This window comes from Vibrio fluminensis, assembly GCF_015278125.1.
GTDB lineage: Bacteria > Pseudomonadota > Gammaproteobacteria > Enterobacterales > Vibrionaceae > Vibrio > Vibrio fluminensis.
The window spans coordinates 22,722-42,350 of record NZ_JADILO010000025.1 but is presented as its reverse complement, the minus strand read 5'-3'; the positions used below and the strand labels follow the sequence as shown (position 1 = coordinate 42,350).

Below are 19,629 nucleotides of genomic sequence, written 5' to 3'. Positions count from 1 at the left end.
CAAGTACTTACTTGCCTTTATCTCTTCTTAAAATAAGGTCTGTGCTTACGTCACTTCTTAGTCTGATTTTTTGGCTATTACCCTGCTCAATCGCAGTTGCAGACAGCGATATTACCGAAATTCCTCCGGAAATCATTGAACTGTTCCCAAGTGCTACACGTATCGCTCCTGCTGAAACTGACCTGCCAGTAATTCCAGTATTTCAACTTAGCGAACTACTAGGTTATGTATTTCAAACGGATGATCTTACAGACTTCGTCGGTTTTTCCGGCGATTCAATCAATCTACTGATTGGTTTGGATACTCAAGGTCATTTCTCTGGGCTAAAAGTACTCAGTCATCACGAACCGATATTTCTCCATGGCTTAGGTGAAAAGCCAATGATGGACTTCGTGCAGCAATATCAACATCACTCAGTGAAAGAACAATACATTATCGGCGCTGACGATAAGGCCCTCAATGCGGCTACCTATTTTAATGGTGTGAGCAGAGCTACAGTATCCATTCTAGTCATCCACGACACCATTATTGCTTCTGCTTTGAAAGTAGCGCGGAACAAGTTGCAAGGATTCACAAAATCCACACCATTTACTATTGATGATAGCTATTTCGAGTCTCTCGACTTCCAACAACTACTTGATCGCGGCTACTTGATTCATTGGCAAACAACGCCTAACCAAATCGCGACATTGCCTACTGATGTTCTCCACCATATCCAACAGCAGTATTCACTCAATACTCCATTGATTGATCTCTACATTGCGTTTCTAGATATACCGATCGTGGGTAAAAACTTACTGGGAGAAGCTGAATTCAAGCGTCTTCAAGATAACCTCCAACAGGGTGAGCATGCGGTAATGTTTATAAACCGAGGTCAGTATTCATATATTAGTGAGGAATTTATCCCACAAACACTTTCAGAGCGTTTAAGCGCCACTCAAGACCAATTGCCTGTTGAGCTTCGCGATATCGATTTCTATAGCTTTAGCGAGCCAAGTTTTGCCACTGAGATACCAGTGCACAGCGATCTAAATGTATTTCGTATTAAGTCACAATCAGGATTCGAACTGCAACGTGATTTCGAGCTATCCCTCTCCTTAATATATGAACAAAACTATTTAAACCAAAAACAATATCCTTTCACTCAACAAATCAAGTTTCCTCCGGAATTTTTCGTCGAACAGGTACTGCCTCAAGCCACCAAAAACACGCCATTGTGGGTGACCATTTGGCAAAACCGAGTATTAGAGATTGCGCTACTATCACTGTACTTACTCTTTATCAGCGCTCTTTTTGTCAATCAGAGGCGCCTTGCGAAACACAGTAGTCTCATGCATCAAGTTAGGCTCTTAGCCCTAATATTTACGCTCGGTTTTGTCGGATTTTATAGCCAAGGGCAACTATCGGTAGTAAACATATACACCTTACTTCATTCACTTTACAACGGCTTTCAGATCGAAGTATTTCTGTTAGATCCGATTATTTTCCTCTTATGGTGTTTTGTCTTTAGCACGCTTTTTCTCTGGGGAAGAGGCCTATTTTGTGGTTGGCTATGCCCATTCGGAGCTTTACAAGAACTCATGGCACTGTTGGCGACCAAGCTCAAGCTCAAGCAGTGGCGTGTTAAGCATGATACTCACCGTTACGCTCGGTTGATCAAATATGCTTTATTGTTCGCACTGATTATCACCTCATTCTATTCACTCACCGTCGCTGAGCAATTGTCTGAAGTAGAACCTTTTAAAACCAGCATTACCTTAAACTTTATCCGTTACTGGCCATTTACGCTCTATGCACTGGGGCTACTTTTTTTAGGACTAAAAATTCATAAATTTTATTGTCGTTATCTATGCCCTCTTGGTGCAGGTCTTGCCATTTTAGGCCGTTACCCTCTGTTTAAATGGTTAGAGCGCCGAAAAGAATGCGGCTCACCATGCCATCTATGCCGCAGCAAGAAATGTGGTATTGATGCCATTAACCTTGACGGTAGCATCAATTACTCTGAATGTGTTCAATGTATGGAGTGCTTAGTGACCATCAAAGATCCGAGCGTATGTGTAGTAAACAAATACGGACGTAAAAATCAAACTAGAAATAACCGTAATACCACTCAAGTAGTTGAAGTCGTAGAACCTTAATCCTCCTTTTCTCCTTCCAAAGTACAATACTGTTCTCACTCACAAGACTTTATATTTGAATGGGTGTTATCCCAAAACGTATATCCCAAATAAACTTACCTTTAAGTTGAGGATATGCAGACAACGTTAGGAATTCATATAACAACCAAGGAGGCAAGGTATATGTGGACCAAACCAAAATATGAAGATATGCGCTTAGGCTTTGAAGTTACTTTATACATTAGTAACCGATAGCGTTTACATCCCCGCTCTAACCTTATTGCGGGGATTTTTGTCTCTATATTACTCAGCGCGGATTTTTATATGCGAATACTTATCCTAGGCTCAGCTGCTGGTGGTGGCTTTCCACAATGGAACTGTCATTGTGAAAATTGTTCAGGGGTGCGAAACGGAACAATCAACGCCCAAGCAAGAACCCAATCTTCTATCGCAGTTAGTGCAGATGGCAATAATTGGGTATTGATTAACGCATCACCCGATATCCGCCAACAAATCAACCAATCACCTCAACTTTGGCCGCTGAACCAACAGCGTGGCAGCAACATTAAGGCCGCAATATTAACTGATAGCCAAGTTGACCACACAACAGGGTTATTAACACTCCGAGAAGGGTTACCGTTAGATGTTTACTGCACCAATGTTGTACATGAAGATCTCACCACCGCTTTTCCATTATTTCCGATGTTGCAACACTGGCATGGCGGACTAAAACACCACCTTATCGGCACAGATCATCAGCACGGTTTTACCATTCAACAGGCGACCGGACTGACTTTCTTTCCTGTGCATCTCGAGTCCAATGCACCACCGTATTCGCCTTACAGAGATGATGTGGTACCTGGTAATAATATCGGCTTAAAGGTTGTTGATAATGCCAGTGGAAAATATCTATTCTATGCCCCAGGCATCGTAGAATCGACACCACTCGTTGAGTCGATGCTATCTAAAGCGGAGTGCGCGTTAATTGACGGCACATTATGGCTAGATGATGAAATGATAAAAAACGGCTTCGGCCACAAACTGGGATCCCAGATGGGTCATATGCCAGTTAATGGGGAAAATGGCAGTGTCGCCTTACTTAATCATTTCGAAATAAGAAGAAAAATCCTCATTCATATCAACAATACCAATCCAATTCTTAACGAAGACTCTTCTGCTCACCAATTTGTTATCGACAACGGTGTAGAAATCGCCACAGATGGCATGGAAATCACCATTTAAGGAGCTAGGATGCAAGCGTGGACAAAACAGCAATTTGAACAGAAACTACGAGAAAAGAGCCAGCTTTACCATATTCATCACCCATTTCACGTCATGATGCATAATGGCGAATGCAGCATTGAACAAATCCGTGGATGGGTAGCTAACCGTTTCTACTACCAAATCAATATCCCAGTTAAAGATGCAGCAATACTGGCTAACTGCCGCGACATCAAAATACGTCGAGAATGGATACAACGTATTCTCGATCATGATGGTTCTATTCATGATGACACATTAGGTGGGATTGAAGCGTGGCTAAAGCTTGGGGAAGCCGTCGGCTTAAACCGTCAGGATATGCTTGATGAGAGATACATTCTGCCTGGTGTCCGCTTCGCCGTTGATGCTTATGTTAATTTCGCTCGCCGAGCAACATGGCAAGAAGCTGCATGTTCGTCTCTAACTGAAATGTTTGCCCCTGAGATACATCAAAGTAGACTCGATTCTTGGCCAAGCAACTACCCTTGGATCCAACAAGAGGGTCTAGAGTATTTTCAAATGCGCTTATCTCAGGCGAGGCGAGATGTAAATCACGGCTTAGCGATCACCCTCGATCATTTCGTGACGCGAGAACAACAAGAGCACGCTTTAAACATCCTGCAATTTAAACTCGATATTTTGTGGTCAATGCTCGATGCCATGACCATCGCCTATCACTACGAGCAGCCACCATACTCACATCTTGACCACAGACCAACTTGTCATAAGGGGATTTATTAATGGAAAAACTGCACCAAATCCCAAGACTAAACTCACTCTTTCGTTTTCAGTTTGAACCCGCCCAGCAATGTCATGTTTTGCTCTACCCCGAAGGAATGGTCAAATTGAACCAAAGTGCAGCAGAAATATTAATTAAAATCGATGGCAACAACACAATTGAACAAATCCACCAGCAATTAACTGAGCAATTCCCTGAAGCAGGCGATATTCAAAGTGACATTATTGAGTTTCTCGACGATGCTGAGAACAAACGGTGGATTCATTATGGTTGAACAAGCCTCTGTGGGCCCGCCGTTTTGGTTATTAGCCGAGCTGACTTATGAATGCCCACTTCACTGCGCTTATTGCTCTAACCCTACTGATTTAGGTCATAGAGAAAATGAATTAACCACTGAACAATGGCAACAAGTGCTAACTCAAGCCAGAGCACTCGGCTCTGTTCAACTCGGGTTTTCAGGGGGCGAACCACTGCTGCGCAAAGATTTGGACCTACTTATAAAACATGGCCGTGCTCTTGGTTTCTATACCAATTTAATCACCTCAGGAATTGGGTTAACCGAGAAGAAAATCAATCAACTAAAGCAAGCTGGACTCGACCACATACAAATTAGCTTTCAAGCCGCAGACCCCGAGCTCAATGATGCTATCGCAGGGCGTGGCAACGCTTTTGTGCAAAAAAAGAAGATGGCAGAACTTGTCAAAGCAGCTGGCTACCCTATGGTGCTCAACTTTGTGATATCAAAACAAAATATTTCGCAAATTCCGCAAATATTAGAGCTCAGCTGCCAGCTGAATGCCGACTATGTCGAACTCGCCACCGCGCAATACTATGGCTGGGCTTATGACAATCGAGATCACCTGTTACCCAGTCAAAAGCAACTCGAACTCGCAGAGGCCATGGTTAATCAGTTCCGAGCGCAACAAACGACAAAACAACCTCATTTTATTTTCGTCACCCCCGACTACTACGAGGACCGCCCTAAAGCCTGTATGAACGGCTGGGGTAGCACCTTTTTAACCGTAACACCCGATGGTAGTGCATTGCCCTGTCATAGTGCGAAAATATTACCTCTCAAATTCCCAAATGTGATTGAAAAATCAATCGAGCACATCTGGTATCAAGATTTTTCATTCAATCATTTCAGAGGAGATAGTTGGATGAAGCAACCTTGTCGTGACTGCAACGAAAAGAATACTGACCATGGAGGATGCCGTTGCCAAGCCTATATGTTAACCGGAGATATGTATCGAGCAGACCCAGTGTGCAGTAAATCGGGTGACCACCATCTTATTGAACAAGCCATTGTGGCAGCACAACGTCCATCCCATCCAATCAAAGAGCGACGCAGGATTGCAGATATCGCTCTTGTAAAGCTTTAACAGGTCGTACAATGAAAGGGACATTCAAGCAACTGGCATCTATCGATTGCACTGAAGGACAAATCTTTCACTATCAACACCCATCAGGCTTGTCTCACCACAACCTCAATCTGCCTGCTCTAAAGCGCCACGTTGGCGTTTTTCTGCTCAACACTCCCAGCTTTGATGATTCCGGGCTGGCTCATGCTCTCGAACATTTAGTGTTTCGAAAAAGCGCCCTATTTCCCGATCCACAAACATTGTTTCAACTCAACACGTTCAGCGACATAGAAATCAATGCTTCAACATTAGATACAACTACCTGTTTTCATTTTTCAGCTGAATCAGAAACGAGTTTAAGACTTGCGATAAAGTACCTGTTATCAGGAATACTCGCGCCACGTTTTAATCTTCAGGATATTCAACAAGAGGTTTTCAACCCGGAAACGGGTGGCGTTATCTATCATGAACTTTGCGGTTACCAATCGGGCGCTGAAAACCAGCTATTAGTACAAGTACTTCGTGGTGACGTGAGTGAGCAACGAGTTCATTGCCATGGCGGAACAACAGAAACCATCAATGCCATTACGTTAGAAGCGCTATATCAGTATCACGCTAAATATTATCAGCCGAGCAATATCACTTTGCTCACCAGTACCAATCACCCCGAGCTAATCCATTCCACCATTGCTGAAACATATAAAGCGCTTAACCTAGGTGAGAGCGAGCAATTAAATACCCCAAAAAAAATAGTACCACGAAGAACCCCAAGTGATAGTCAACTAACAACTGCTCCAGTCAGTCTTCTGGATGACACTCGTAAGGTATTTACGTGGTGGTTCAATTTATTGCACTTTGCTTCGATAAAGTCTCTAGAAAGCTTGCTAAAAAAGCAAATAGCACATCTAAACGGCAAGTTGCTCTCTATAACCAATGATTGCAATAGCGAAAGGAAATTTGCACTCCGAGTTATCACGACATCAAGCCAAATTGATGTGATTCACTCAGCTCTAATCAAACAATTGCACGCTTTAAAAGTACCCAGCATTCCCAACTACACTACCAGTGGCAAATTTTGCCCGGCAATCAATCTGCTTTTATCAGTCTATTATCGTTATCTAGATAACATTGATTGCTCACAATCAAGCTCAATATCCGCGGCCATCACCAAGCGTCCCGCGACTTCAAATATCGCTAAATTATTGCAAACTACCTGTAATCTTGGATCCATAACCCCGTTAGAGCCACCAACCAAAACCACGTCACTACACACACTTAAACAACTTGCTTGCGCCAGCAATGGGACGCAAAGTCATACCTCGACATTCAAAGAGCAATGGCGAGAGTTTCGTTATTTTAAGCTCGACAAAAATGTAAACGCCAACACGTTAAGTGACATTGTCACCAAGGTTCACTCTATCGACACTATCCCTCTTGAAAGTGGCTTAGTCATAAACGAACAGCATGCGCATGTAATGCGTCAATTAGATCATCTTATCTCTCAACATCCAAGTATTACGAATCCGTCAATTCCGGCTGTCGTTACTGAACTTTATAAGCAACTCAATGAAAAACGAGACAATAAAAAGTTATCTAGTCGATGTTTTAAACAACTCTCTGCGACACAAATCAGAAAAAACAGGCAAAGCACCAAATTTAACGTTATGTTAACAAGTGTAAATTTGATTTTCAGTGAGTTACATAGTTTGTGCTGTGTAAATGTGTCAGAGGACTCTAAATTGGTTGCTCAAATTGCAAGCAAAGTGATCTCGGCTTCATCACCCTTTCTCGCACCAAGAGTCGAAGGTGCTTGCTATTCCATAGGCATAAATTACTGCCAAAATAGCAATGCGTTATATCTTTTTAGTGTTTTTGACCCTTGGGCAGAGCATCGTATAAAGAGAATATGCGCAGCTTTAACTGATATCGCCAAAGATAATTTATACCTAGAGTTGGCGTTAGCGTTAACCAAGCAGCAACTCGAGGATCAAGCGACTAGCAAACTTGGCTACCTCAGTCATCAGCAGCAACTCAAACTGAATCAAATGATAGGAAAACGGCATGATGCCAAAGGATTAAAAACCAAGCTCAATCTCATCACAACCAAGGTGTTGGCAGATTTTATTGAGCAGTTAGGGACGACGATCGCTATATCCAAATAATTAGCTCAATGGCTGGGCTTGTATCTCGATATAGCCGATAAAACAAATTCAGGGAATAGTATGTCGCGAACAATCACGAAACAAGCCGTCAGTTTAACACTTGACCCGCTTCAAGCTAGCCAAGACATCTATCAACAACTAGACGCCCCCTGCGACGGATTTATCCTGTTCTACTGTTCCGCCGCCTATGCGCTGGAACAACTTGCTGGTGCGATGAGAGCCCAATTCAAAAACGTGCAATTAGCCGGATGTACCACTGCTGGCGAAGTGACTCATCAGGGCTACCAGCAACATTCACTAGTCGCGATATGGTTTAGTCCTGACTATTTTTCAATCAGCAGCAGTATTGTTAAATCTATCGATCAATTTGAGTTAATTGATGCTCAACGCAAGATAAATCAACTTCACGAGCAATGTGGCTCAAACATCGATCCAAATGATAAGTATCAACCATTTCTCATGACTTTGATCGATGGGCTCTCTACCCGTGAAGAAGAGTTTCTTAATACCTTAAACTCTGCTGCAAACGGGATCCCGCATTTTGGCGGCTCTGCCGGTGATGACATCAACCTCGCCAATACGCATGTTTACCACCATGGGCAGTTTATTCACAATGCAGCCGTCGTTATCATGATTAACTCCCGTTGCCAGTTTGAAGTATTTAATAGTCACCACATTGTTTCTTGCAAAGAAAAAATGGTGGTGACCGCCGCAGACCCTTTATCGCGTACCGTTTACGAGCTCAACTCCGAGCCCGCTGCCAACGAGTATGCTCGAATTCTCGGTATGAAGGTCGAGGATCTCAATCCTGAAGTATTTTCTCTCTATCCTTTAGCCGTAAAGATTGGAGCAAACTACTACGCACGATCTATTCAAAAAGTGAATCATGATGATTTAAGTCTTTCATTTTATTGCGCGGTAGATACCGGCATAGTGTTAAGTGCTGTTCAAATGGGTGACATCGTTGACTCGCTGGCAACCGAATTACAAAGTTTACGTAATAAATTCTCCGCTCCCGACTCGGTATTAGCATGCGACTGTGTTCTGCGTCGACTCGAAATTGAGCAAAGAGGAGTATTAAATGAAATGACCAAGTTGCAACAGCAATATCGAATTTTCGGTTTCAATACCTACGGCGAGCACATTAACGGCATGCACCTCAATCAAACCTTTACCGGCGTCTACATTTCCGGAGAGCTCTATGACTGATTTAGAGATGCATGACGAGTTAGACCGACTCAAAACACAAAATGAAAAGCTCATCAAAATTAATCGTGTGCTGATGCAACGTATCGAAGATGGCGGCAGCTTAAGTAACCAGCCGTATGCTACGTTCGAACACTCGGTGCAACTCGCAGAACAAGTACAAGAAAAAACGCGGGTTTTGAACGAAACACTCGCGGAACTTGAACGCAGTAATCGGGCTTTGAAAGACGCCAATGACCAAGCAAACATCTTCAAGCAACGGTTTGTTGATGCGATAGAAAGCATCTCAGATGCATTTGTGTTGCTTGACAGTGATGGCCGAATCATTCTCCAAAACAGTCATTTTTTAAACTATTGGAAAAAAGTTGGTCTAAAAACGGAGGTAGGCACTAACCTCAATGATTTTAAAGCACTAGCAAAAACACGCGGAATTATTTCTCAAGCGTACCCTGGTAACGATCACCAAAGCCCTGTTTACAAGCTTTCTGATAATCGGTGGTTTCAACTCAGTGAGCGGCGCACTCGCGAAGGCGGATGGGTAATGCTCTATACCGACATCACGGCATTAAAGATGGCCGAGAGTGCGCGCTATGAGCAAGCCATGGCGCAAAAATCTAAGCTATTACAAAACCTTGTCGATAACCTATCGCAAGGGGTGATAATGGTTAGTCGCAACAATCAACTGGAAGTTTGGAACAAACGTTTTGTTGAGATGAGCAAGCTTTCAACACAAATGCTTCGTTCAAATCCATTTTTACAGAATCTCTCCGCTTCAACAGAGCTAGACTTAGCGTTTTCCGATGATCATTCGGCGGACAGTCATAGTGTCCAAAAGCTTTCCAATGGCACGGTATTGGAAGTACGTAGCCATCGTCTAAGTAATGGTAAATCAATAAAAACCTACACAGACATTACAACTGCACACCAATATGCAGAGTCACTCCGCGAAAGCGAAAGCCGCTTGAGATTAATCACGGACAATGTGCCTGCCATGATTGCATACGTCGGCGCCGATCTAAGATTTCAGTTTACCAATAAAGTCTATCAAGATTGGTATGGAAGAGAAAAAGGTGAGCACTTTGGTGTTGACCTGAAAAATCAACGCGTTAATAGCAAATTTGAACAACTCCAACCTTATGTTGCACGAGCTTTACAGGGTGAAAGTGTAAGCTTCGAAGTAGAGGAAAGTAATCATGTCGGTTCCTCGGTTTATTTGCATAAATCATACGTGCCGAACAAGGACCACAATGGTTCTGTACTTGGTTTTTTTGTTTTAGTTCGAGATATAACCACGCGCATCAAGAGCGCCCTCGCGTTACAAAAAGCCCATGACTCTCTTGAAGTTAGGGTGAATGAGCGTACTGCACAATTGCAGCAAGTCAATCAAATGCTGCAAATCGAAGTAGAAGAACGGCGCCGAACTCAACTCGATCTCAGTAAAGCAAAAAGTGAGGCAGAGAAAGCCAACCTATCCAAAACCAAATTTCTTGCCGCAGTCAGCCACGATTTACTTCAACCACTCAACGCCGCACAACTCTTCACCAGCACTTTGCAAGGACAAATTGTGCAGCAAGGTAACAGCAGATTAGTCGGCTCAATATCAAACTCGCTTGATGATTTAGAAAATTTAATCAGTACCTTAGTCGATATTTCTAAACTTGATGCGGGCGTTGTCAAAGCAGATAAAAACAACTTTAACCTCGGTGAACTACTCAATAACCTCGTTAATGAATACCATCACCAATCAGAGCAGTTTGATGTAACATTAAAGCACGTACCTGTTGATGCAATTGTCCATTCAGACAGTGTATTACTCGCGCGCATTCTCCGTAACTTTCTTTCCAACGCGTTTCGTTACACCGACAACGGTAAAGTTCTCCTTGGTTGCAGAAAGAAAAGCAACGCTATCACCATTCAAGTTTGGGACAATGGTGCGGGCATAGCGAAAGACCAACTTAGCGAAATATTCAAAGAGTTCAAACGACTGAAAGCATCGCAAAGAGCATTTAGTAATGGATTAGGCTTGGGTTTAGCGATAGTTGATAAGCTCTCTAGTGTGCTCGAACACCCTATTGAAGTTGACTCAGTTGAAGGCAAAGGTTCTGTATTTTCAGTCACCGTACCACTAGGTCATTTGTACGAACAAAGAAACAAACAAAGTGCAATTAATCTCGCCCTCGCTAACACCAACTTAGCCGGTCGCAAGATATGGTTGGTTGATAATGACGCCAGTATTTGTGACGCAATGGAGCAACTACTAAGCAATTGGCAATGTGAGGTAACAACCGCCACCAGTCTCGAGCAGCTTAACCAGTATGTTGCGCTTGATTCTGATGACGTTGACCTGCTGATCGTTGATTACCATTTAGATGATGATAAGAATGGATGGGATGCTGCGATTGAAATCAACCAATCAAGAGCAAAGCCACTGCCTACTTTGATGATCACTGCCAACTACAGTGAAGAGCTCAAAAGCCAAGTAAAGTCTCATGGCATCGTGTTGCTCAATAAGCCAGTCAAGCCAATGAAACTTAAAACATCAATAATCTACTTACTTAAATAGCTTATCGCTTGAGATATTGGTTAAAGTCAATCCCGCTACAACCTAAAACGGCTTGAACACGATTTGTCACACCCAATTTCTTCAAAATAGAAGAAACATGGGACTTCACTGTAGTTTCGGAGACATTAAGATTATAAGCGATTTGCTTGTTCGCCTCCCCTTTGGTCATGCATTTCAAAACCATAAGTTGGCGGCGAGTCAAAGAAGAAAGCATTTCAGGAACAATTGGGGATTCTTGCTTACTCGAGGGCGCGGTTTGCGCGCGTAAAATATCCGCAGGTAAATAGACATTACCGTCTAACACTGTTGCGATAGCGTCCGAAATTTCTTCTTTAGAGGAAGATTTCGCAATAAAGCCGACCGCGCCATAGGCCATCGTCTGCAGGATCACCTGCTTCTTATTCTCAGCAGACACCACTACCACCGGCGTGGTTGGGCATTCATTGATTAAATCGAGTAAGCCATTTAACCCCGACATGCCCGGCATATTGAGATCCAACATGATCAGATCAATATCTTGATTTTCTCTCGCAAGCTCTAATGTCGCGGCAATATCTTCGGATTCATAGGTAGTACAATCAGGAAACTTGCTTCCTAAAATGTGCACGATGGCATCTCTGAATAATGGATGATCGTCTGCAATTAAGACCTTGTACATGACAGAGCCTCTCTGTTTATTGACTTACTAATCAGCTTAACTGATTGAGTTAGTGTTACAAGAAAATGACTCTCATCCATTAGTCGTAAAAAAGCACCAATTTTCCTGACTCTTTAACAAGATCTCATTCTCGATGGCAACACGAATAATTTGATGCAGCTAACTGAGAGATAGGCACTTACGAAACGCCATTTCGTGCATTTCAATTCAAAGGTACTACCTTTGAGCATTTCCTTGTCTGCAAACGAAGTCGTACTCGCTTACTCAAACATTCTGAAGTTATTTGGGCGTGTGTTTCAACGTTTGAACTTAACGGCGGTACCACTGACACTGACCATCATCATTCCTCCATTTTGGCCAAGAACTTCATAATCAATATCAATACCAACGATACCGTCTGCGCCTAAACTCTTCGCACGCTCCTCCATTTCTTGAAAAGCAATCTTCCTCGCATTACCCATTTCGCGTTCATAGGCACCCGATCGACCACCGACAATATCGCGAACGGCACCAAAGAGATCCTTGAAAATATTTGCGCCTAAGATTGCCTCGCCGACCACTACATCCAAGTAGTCTTCAATTTCTCGACCATCGACGGTTGAGGTTGTTGTTTTTAACATACTGACTCCCCTATGCTTTAAATACGCTCTGTCCCTATAAGCTAACGCTGTATCAAAACAAGCCAACTTAACAGAGCAATATAATTTGCGTTTGTTGGACGTTTAACCCCTTAACGAAATAGAAAATTAACGCCCTTTTACGTGGACTGTTTCTCTTTGAAATAGAGATAAAGCGGCAGGCCCAATGATACGCCAACGGTTAGCGTACCCAGCACCGCAAAGTATCGATATCTCACTTTGTGTCTGTGTCCATCAACAACGATAAATCCCAACAAAGCCACTGCCGCCACCAGAACATCTAGCCAAGCTAAAATACTAATTGGATTGGCCATCGCGTCTTCAAACAAAAGGCCAATATCTAAACCATTAGCGACCAACCAAGGAATTAAAGCACCATAAGGTAACAAAAAACCTAACAATGCCAGTATCAAATAAAACCTTATCATTTCGCCATCCTTGCAAAATTTTCGGAATCAGAGTTAACGAATAACATAGACGCATTGATTTTGATAGTACTTATTGTGGTATCGAAAAATCTCGCGAATTAAGTAACTTGCAGACAAAAGACGATCCTGCAATGAAAAGTGGTACAATAACCAAAGACATCAATCGTGTGTTTTTGAACAGACTAAACTGATGAGAAAGATTGATAGAAATCGCTCAAAAAAACGTCTAAGACGCAGTATTAAGATCAAAATAAACACGGTTAGAATAGACAATATAAAGGTATTAGATACAAATGGTTAATAACTCTATCCAATGGTTTCCGGGCCACATGCACAAAGCACAGAAGGAGATTGCAGAAGCGATTCCTCAAATCGATGTGATTATCGAAGTGCTTGATGCTCGTATTCCATTCAGTAGTGAAAACCCAATGATTTCTGAACTACGTGGCGACAAACCAGTAGTAAAAGTGCTGAACAAACGCGATCTTGCCGATCCTGAAATGACACAATTGTGGATTGACCACTTGGAGAAAGAAAGCAACGTTAAAGCGATGGCGATAACGACTTCTGAACCACAAGAGGTACAAAAAATCCTTGAACTTTGTCGTAAACTGGCACCTCACCGAGAAGAGATCGGTAAAAACATTCGCACCATGATAATGGGTATCCCTAACGTGGGTAAATCCACCATCATCAATACGCTAGCAGGTCGTACTATCGCGGTAACGGGTAACCAACCTGCGGTAACGCGTCGCCAACAACGTATTAATCTGCAAAACGGTATTGTACTTTCAGATACTCCTGGGATTTTGTGGCCAAAAGTGGAAAACCCACACAGTGGTTTCCGCCTTGCTGCAACTGGTGCGGTAAAAGATACGGCGATGGAATATGATGAAGTTGCGTTCTATACAGTAGAGTACTTAGCGCAAGCCTACCCTGAGCGACTTAAAGAACGATACCAAATCGAAGAACTTCCAGAAGCAGACATCGATATCATGGAAGAGATTGGTCGTCGTCGTGGCGCCCTTCGTTCAGGTGGTCGTGTTGACCTGCACAAAGTATCTGAAATCCTGCTACATGAACTCCGTGGCGGTACGTTAGGTCAGGTAACACTAGAACGCCCTGAAATGATCACTGAAGAGTTAGTTCAAGTTGAAATTGAAGCAACTCGTCTGTACTAATTCAGACCTGATCTGACAGTTACCCACTTTTAGACTCGGTGCCTGTCAGATTATATCTGGGCTAGATTCTTTTCAGCCCAGATTGATTTCCCATCCTCTAATGTTTCTATCGGCGTTCTGCCGCAGCACATTTTTCCTTGATGAGTACGATGATTGTTGTAGTAGTCCATCCATTCGTCCAGATCTTTCTGTAACTCTTCCATCGACCCATACAGTTTCTTTCTGAATATTACTTGGTAGAACTCATTCAATATGGTCTTGTGGAAGCGTTCGCAGATACCGTTTGTCTGTGGCGACATTGCTTTAGTTTTCGTGTGGTCGACATCATTGATGGCAAGATAGAGTTGATAATCATGTTGTTCAACACGGCCACAGTATTCAGTGCCTCGGTCAGTCAAGATTCGAAGCATTGGCARCTCATGAGCCTCGAAGAACGGTAGAACCTTATCGTTCAACATGTCCGCTGCGGTGATTGGTGTTTTGGTCGTGTAGAGCTTAGCGAAGGCAACTTTGCTATAGGTATCAACGAACGTCTGCTGATAGATGCGCCCAACACCTTTGAGGTTACCGACATAGAATGTGTCTTGAGAACCGAGATAACCTGGATGGGCTGTTTCTATCTCACCACAAGCTTCATCATCATGCTTCTTGCGCTCAAGAGCAGCGACTTGCTCTTCCGTTAGGATAATACCGTTCTCAGCAACTTGTTTTTCTAAGGCAATGAGGCGTTTTTTGAAGTTTTCTAGGTCGTTTCGAAGCCAGATTGAGCGCACGCCACTTGGAGAGATAAAGACCCCAAGTTTACGCAGCTCGTTGCTTGTTCTGACTTGCCCGTGAGCAGGGAAGTCGATGGCGTATTTTAGGACCGCTTGTTCAGTTTCACTATCGACTCGGTTCTTTAAGTTTGGTGTTCTTCTGCTCTGATTAATCAGAGCATCAATACCGCCAGTTTCAACCAGCTCTTGATAGCGATAAAACGTGTCTCGAGAGACACCCATAACTTTGCAAGCTCTAGATACATTACCAAGTTCCTCAGCAAGATTGAGAAGCCCAGCTTTGTGTTTGATGATTGGGTTGCTAGTATGAAGCATGAGAGTTACCTCTATTGTCTTTGATTCGTGATTAAGCACCTTTAATCAAAGTGGGTAACTCTCTTCTTTTCAAATTGAAGTGTCAGATCTAGTCTGAATTAATACAAATTAGAAGAAATCGATGCTACCGCGGCCGTTTTCATTCTTTTTCTTTGGCTTGTTGTCTGCTGGCGCTTTCGCGGATTTTCCGCCCTTGCCCGCTTTGTTCGATTTTGCAGGTTTAGATTGCTTGTTCGCTGTTTTAGCTGGCTTGCTCTTTTTCTCTGCTGGCTTTTGCTTTGCCGGTTTAGCGGCTTTCGGTTCAGGTTTTTCTTCGATTTCAGGCTCAGTGACTGGCGCATCGCAAACTACTACGTAGTATTCTTGGTTAAATTCGAAGAAATCACCATCGTACATCTTGCGACGTTTACGAGTTTCTAGCTCACCATTTACTGCAACATAACCTTCAGAAATTAGATGTTTGGCTTCGCCACCACCACCGACTAAGTTGGCAATTTTAAATACTTTATACAGCTCGATAGGCTGAGAGGAAACATCAATACCAATCGCTTCAATCTCAATTTCTTCGCCCTGCTCTTCCCACTCTTCATGCTGGTTGTAGTCTGACATCATCTAATCTCTTAAGGAAAACGCTGAGTCTGCCTTGTATTTACAATAGTCTCAAGCTATTTCCTTAGCCTGACTCGCTCATTGTTAAAGCAATTAAACGCTTTTTGTTCAATAAGTATCTCATTGTGCAAATCAATGATAGCGCGTCACAAGATATTAATGTAAAACTCCTACCCTAAAGGACTAGTAGTAACCAATTTTTCAATAAGCGAAACGGCTATGAGAAACTGGATTAGGTTTAAAATCAAATGGCAGACATCATACACACTTATCAAACCCAACAAGATAAAACGCTTAACTCTATTAAGCTGCTTGAAGGGAGTGCTGTGCGCCGAATAGAACCCAATCAACCTTTGTCAGGAAAAGAACTCGATTCGGTCATGAACGATCACTTTAAATATGTCTTTGATGTATTGAGCGATGGATTGTTTTATATGAATCGTGACGATCAGGTATTTTTCTACAATCCGACTTTTTACCACCAATTCGGTTTAGACAGTGGCCATATCGATATCGAACAGTGGTTAGCTAAAATTCACCCATTCGATCGTACGCAGCTTCAGCAAAACATTATTAAACATATGAACGCTGAAGAGAGCCTTGTCACTTCAGAGTTTCGAGTGCGCAACAAAGACGGTCAGTTCATTTGGATTGAAGGCACCGCCATCACTAAAACCGTCAATGGTGAGCGCTTTCTTATTGGATGTCATCGCGATATATCTGAAGCTAAATTGATGGAGACCTATGTCCATCAAGCCGCATTTCTCGACAGTGCATCTGGCCTTGCCAACGCACAAAAGTTAGCCATGGATATTGATGCGTTGTGTTTAAGCAAAAAGCTCAAGCATTCCCTGATCTACATCCACCTTGAAGATATACGCACTTATCTGTCTGCTTACGGCCCGCAGACACTGCGCGATTTAATGGCTCATCTCCTCTCATCATTGAGTGAGTTACCGGATGAGTTTGTCGATATCTATCGTGTACGCAGTGATGATTTTGCCATCTTAGTCTCTGGTAACTATACGGTTGATGAAATTGAGCAGCTAGGGCAACGTATCCTCGAGACTTACCAATGTTCGATTGAAGCCAACGGTTCTCTTTGGGGCAACGATATTAGTGTTGGCATCTACCCTAACTTTAACTGTGCATTAAGCAGTGAAGATATTATTAAAGTGGCCTCTCGCACCTGTCAGTTTGCCCGAGAGAAACACCACAACCAATTGGCCATTTATCACGATAAGACACTGCGAAATGTCGATAGATACTTCTACATCGAACGAGAACTGGCACAAGCCATCAAAAACAACAAACTCACCGTCCGTTTTCAACCCATTATCCATGCGGCAAAGTGTGAGATTGCTAGTTTTGAGGCGCTAGTGCGTTGGAAAGATCCTGAGCTTGGACAATTATTCCCTGATGAATTCATCCCCGTAGCGGAGAAAAAAGGTCTAATTGTCGATTTGGGTTACCTAGTGTTCAACCAAGCTTGCTTGTTTATCAAACAATACCAAGAGCGCCATAAACGCCAAATCCGGGTTAACATTAATGTCTCAGTGTTACAGCTACTCAATAGCAAGTTCCCAGAACAAGCTAAACAACTTGCTGAACAATATCAGATCGACCCACAACAAATCGTCTTAGAGTTAACCGAAACGGTTATTCTTGATGGCAATAAAAGTGCAGTTTCTCAACTCAACCAACTCAATAAGTTTGGTTTTAGACTCTCTCTCGATGACTTTGGCTCAGGCTACAGTTCACTCAACAGCTTTTTCGACCTGCCACTTAAACAAATCAAAGTAGACAAAGCCATGGCTTGGAAGGCACTGGAAAACCCGGCTACCCTCGAGTATTTGAAGTTTATCACCCGATTGTGTCACTCAAAGCAGGTGGACATCGTGATTGAAGGAATCGAGGATGCCAATATGCAGCGTCAATTCACTGATATTGGCGTGAACTATCTTCAAGGTTACTGGTTTAGCAAACCTCTATGTGTCGCCAGCGCGAGCTACATTACTCAAATGTAACTACGACAGTGCCACCAGCTCTTGGGTGTAGCTCTGTTTTGGTTGAGTAAACAGTGACTGTGTTTCACCCTGCTCGACGATTTCTCCGTTACGCATCACAATAGTGTAATGACATAGCGACCTCACCACATGTAAGTCATGACTAATAAACAAATACGTTAAGCCATACTTCGCTTGGAGTGATTTAAGTAATTCCAAGATTTGCGCCTGAACGGTGCGATCAAGCGATGATGTGGGCTCATCTAACAGAATAAATTCTGGTTTTAATACCAGCGCGCGCGCAATCGCAATACGCTGGCGCTGCCCACCAGAAAACTCATTGGGATAACGAAAGCGCGTTTCAGGGTCTAGGTCTACTTCCTGCATCGCTTTTACGATTGCAGTATCAATTTCCTGCTCACTCATCTCAGTGTGAACATACAAACCTTCACCGATGACTTGCGCCACAGACATACGCGGATTAAGCGCAGAAAATGGGTCTTGAAACACCACTTGCATCTTACTGCGATAAGGTAACATCGCCTTACGGTCTAACCCTTGCAGCTCTTGTCCTTGATAGCTAATTGAACCATCAGAGCCAACCAACCGCAAGATAGCCATTCCCGTAGTGGATTTGCCTGAACCACTCTCGCCCACCAGACCAATAGAATGACCGCGCTTCAGTTCAAAACCCATATTGGTGACCGCTTTAACATGGGACACCACCCGTTTAAACAAACCACCAGTTATTGGGAACCAGACTCTAAGTTGCTCGACGCTAAGTAGTGACGGCGCATTGCCAGTAACTTCGACTGGTAAGCCTCGCGGATCTGAATCAATAAGCTGCTGAGTATAAGGATGTTTCGGTTGAGTAAAGACTTGCTGACACTCACCGACTTCAAGTAGTTGTCCATCACGCATCACCGCGACTCGATCGGCAATACGGCGCACAATACTCAAATCGTGAGTAATAAACAGCATCGCCATACCCAACTCTTGCTGCAAAGATTTAAGCAAATCCAGTATCTGCGCTTGCACTGACACATCGAGTGCTGTCGTTGGCTCATCGGCAATCAATAGCTCTGGCTCATTGATCAGTGCCATGGCGATCATTACGCGCTGCCTTTCACCACCGGATAGCTCATGAGGATAGGCGTTGATCTTCGCCTCAGGCTGACGGATCCCCACTTTACCTAGCCATTCAATCGCCAGTTGCTCTGCTTTTCCCTGACGAATACCACGGTGAATACCAACAATCTCGACCAACTGTTTGCCCACTTTATGCAGTGGATTGAGCGAAACCATCGGCTCTTGGAAAATCATTCCAATACGCGCGCCACGAATGCCCCGCAGCTGGCGCTCAGTACACGCCAACATATCGATACCATCAAAATGGATTTTACCATTGAGGTAATGCGATGAACCTTTAGGTAATAATTTTAAGATCGAGTTTGCGGTGACCGATTTCCCCGAACCACTCTCACCAACTAAAGCGAGGGTTTCACCACGTTTAATATCGAGCGAGACATCAAACGTCACTTGCTCAACTTTGCTTGCTCTACCGAAACCCACCGATAGCGAATCAATCGATAATATTTTTTCACTCATGA

16 protein-coding genes and 1 pseudogene are annotated in these 19,629 nt (G+C 43.2%); 11 read left to right on the top strand and 6 right to left on the bottom strand.

The genetic code is table 11. The features are described from left to right. Nucleotides 1–41 precede the first annotated feature (41 nt). From IRQ95_RS15605 to IRQ95_RS15565, 9 genes are all read left to right on the top strand, one after another. Nucleotides 42–2,138: a 4Fe-4S binding protein gene (locus tag IRQ95_RS15605; protein ID WP_348541618.1), complete on the top strand. Its 2,097-nt coding sequence runs from the start codon at nt 42–44 to the stop codon at nt 2,136–2,138. Between the two features lie 162 nt (nt 2,139–2,300). Beyond that, nucleotides 2,301–2,372, top strand: coding sequence for a pyrroloquinoline quinone precursor peptide PqqA (pqqA, locus tag IRQ95_RS15600; protein ID WP_123782182.1), 72 nt, complete (start codon nt 2,301–2,303; stop codon nt 2,370–2,372). 69 nt (nt 2,373–2,441) lie between these two features. Continuing rightward, on the top strand, nt 2,442–3,359 hold the full coding sequence (gene pqqB, locus IRQ95_RS15595; RefSeq protein ID WP_194437790.1) for a pyrroloquinoline quinone biosynthesis protein PqqB: 918 nt from the start codon (nt 2,442–2,444) through the stop codon (nt 3,357–3,359). A gap of 9 nt (nt 3,360–3,368) precedes the next feature. Next, nucleotides 3,369–4,118, top strand: coding sequence for a pyrroloquinoline-quinone synthase PqqC (gene pqqC / locus IRQ95_RS15590; protein WP_194437789.1), 750 nt, complete (start codon nt 3,369–3,371; stop codon nt 4,116–4,118). Continuing rightward, the gene (gene pqqD, locus IRQ95_RS15585) at nt 4,118–4,390 is read left to right on the top strand and encodes a pyrroloquinoline quinone biosynthesis peptide chaperone PqqD (RefSeq protein WP_194437788.1); all 273 of its coding nucleotides are present in this window, start codon (nt 4,118–4,120) and stop codon (nt 4,388–4,390) included. Before pqqC ends, pqqD begins: the two co-directional genes overlap by 1 nt. Then, nucleotides 4,383–5,498, top strand: a complete 1,116-nt coding sequence (gene pqqE, locus IRQ95_RS15580; protein WP_194437787.1) for a pyrroloquinoline quinone biosynthesis protein PqqE — start codon at nt 4,383–4,385, stop codon at nt 5,496–5,498. Before pqqD ends, pqqE begins: the two co-directional genes overlap by 8 nt. A gap of 11 nt (nt 5,499–5,509) precedes the next feature. Then, on the top strand, nt 5,510–7,639 hold the full coding sequence (locus IRQ95_RS15575) for an insulinase family protein (RefSeq protein ID WP_194437786.1): 2,130 nt from the start codon (nt 5,510–5,512) through the stop codon (nt 7,637–7,639). Nucleotides 7,640–7,699: 60 nt separating this feature from the next. Further along, complete coding sequence (nosP, locus tag IRQ95_RS15570) at nt 7,700–8,848, top strand: nitric oxide-sensing protein NosP (protein WP_194437785.1); 1,149 nt, start codon at nt 7,700–7,702, stop codon at nt 8,846–8,848. After that, nucleotides 8,841–11,408: a hybrid sensor histidine kinase/response regulator gene (locus IRQ95_RS15565; RefSeq protein WP_194437784.1), complete on the top strand. Its 2,568-nt coding sequence runs from the start codon at nt 8,841–8,843 to the stop codon at nt 11,406–11,408. Before nosP ends, IRQ95_RS15565 begins: the two co-directional genes overlap by 8 nt. A gap of 1 nt (nt 11,409) precedes the next feature. Here IRQ95_RS15565 and IRQ95_RS15560 read toward each other — a convergent pair whose 3' ends face one another. The 3 genes from IRQ95_RS15560 to IRQ95_RS15550 form a co-directional block, all read right to left on the bottom strand. After that, entirely contained in the window at nt 11,410–12,066 is a 657-nt protein-coding gene (locus IRQ95_RS15560; protein ID WP_194437783.1) for a response regulator, read from the bottom strand. 296 nt (nt 12,067–12,362) lie between these two features. Then, a complete protein-coding gene (locus tag IRQ95_RS15555; protein WP_194437782.1) occupies nt 12,363–12,686 on the bottom strand; it encodes a heavy metal-binding domain-containing protein in 324 nt (107 codons plus the stop codon). Between the two features lie 137 nt (nt 12,687–12,823). Beyond that, nucleotides 12,824–13,132, bottom strand: coding sequence for a DUF2834 domain-containing protein (locus IRQ95_RS15550; RefSeq protein WP_194437781.1), 309 nt, complete (start codon nt 13,130–13,132; stop codon nt 12,824–12,826). Between the two features lie 293 nt (nt 13,133–13,425). On the opposite strand from IRQ95_RS15550, the pseudogene ylqF reads away from it, so the two are divergent. Next, nucleotides 13,426–14,304 (top strand): annotated as a pseudogene (gene ylqF / locus IRQ95_RS15545) (ribosome biogenesis GTPase YlqF); the annotation flags it as partial. A gap of 59 nt (nt 14,305–14,363) precedes the next feature. Here ylqF and IRQ95_RS15540 read toward each other — a convergent pair. Then, entirely contained in the window at nt 14,364–15,404 is a 1,041-nt protein-coding gene (locus IRQ95_RS15540; RefSeq protein ID WP_194437779.1) for an IS481 family transposase, read from the bottom strand. A 108-nt stretch (nt 15,405–15,512) separates the two neighbouring features. Continuing rightward, nucleotides 15,513–16,016 carry an RNA-binding S4 domain-containing protein gene (locus IRQ95_RS15535; protein WP_194437778.1) on the bottom strand — a complete coding sequence of 168 codons (504 nt, stop codon included), beginning with the start codon at nt 16,014–16,016 and terminating at the stop codon, nt 15,513–15,515. A gap of 245 nt (nt 16,017–16,261) precedes the next feature. Between IRQ95_RS15535 and IRQ95_RS15530 the strand changes: the two genes are divergently transcribed. Further along, entirely contained in the window at nt 16,262–18,040 is a 1,779-nt protein-coding gene (locus tag IRQ95_RS15530) for an EAL domain-containing protein (protein WP_194437777.1), read from the top strand. Here IRQ95_RS15530 and IRQ95_RS15525 read toward each other — a convergent pair whose 3' ends face one another. Beyond that, nucleotides 18,041–19,627, bottom strand: coding sequence for an ABC transporter ATP-binding protein (locus IRQ95_RS15525; RefSeq protein ID WP_194437776.1), 1,587 nt, complete (start codon nt 19,625–19,627; stop codon nt 18,041–18,043). Nucleotides 19,628–19,629: the final 2 nt, after the last annotated feature.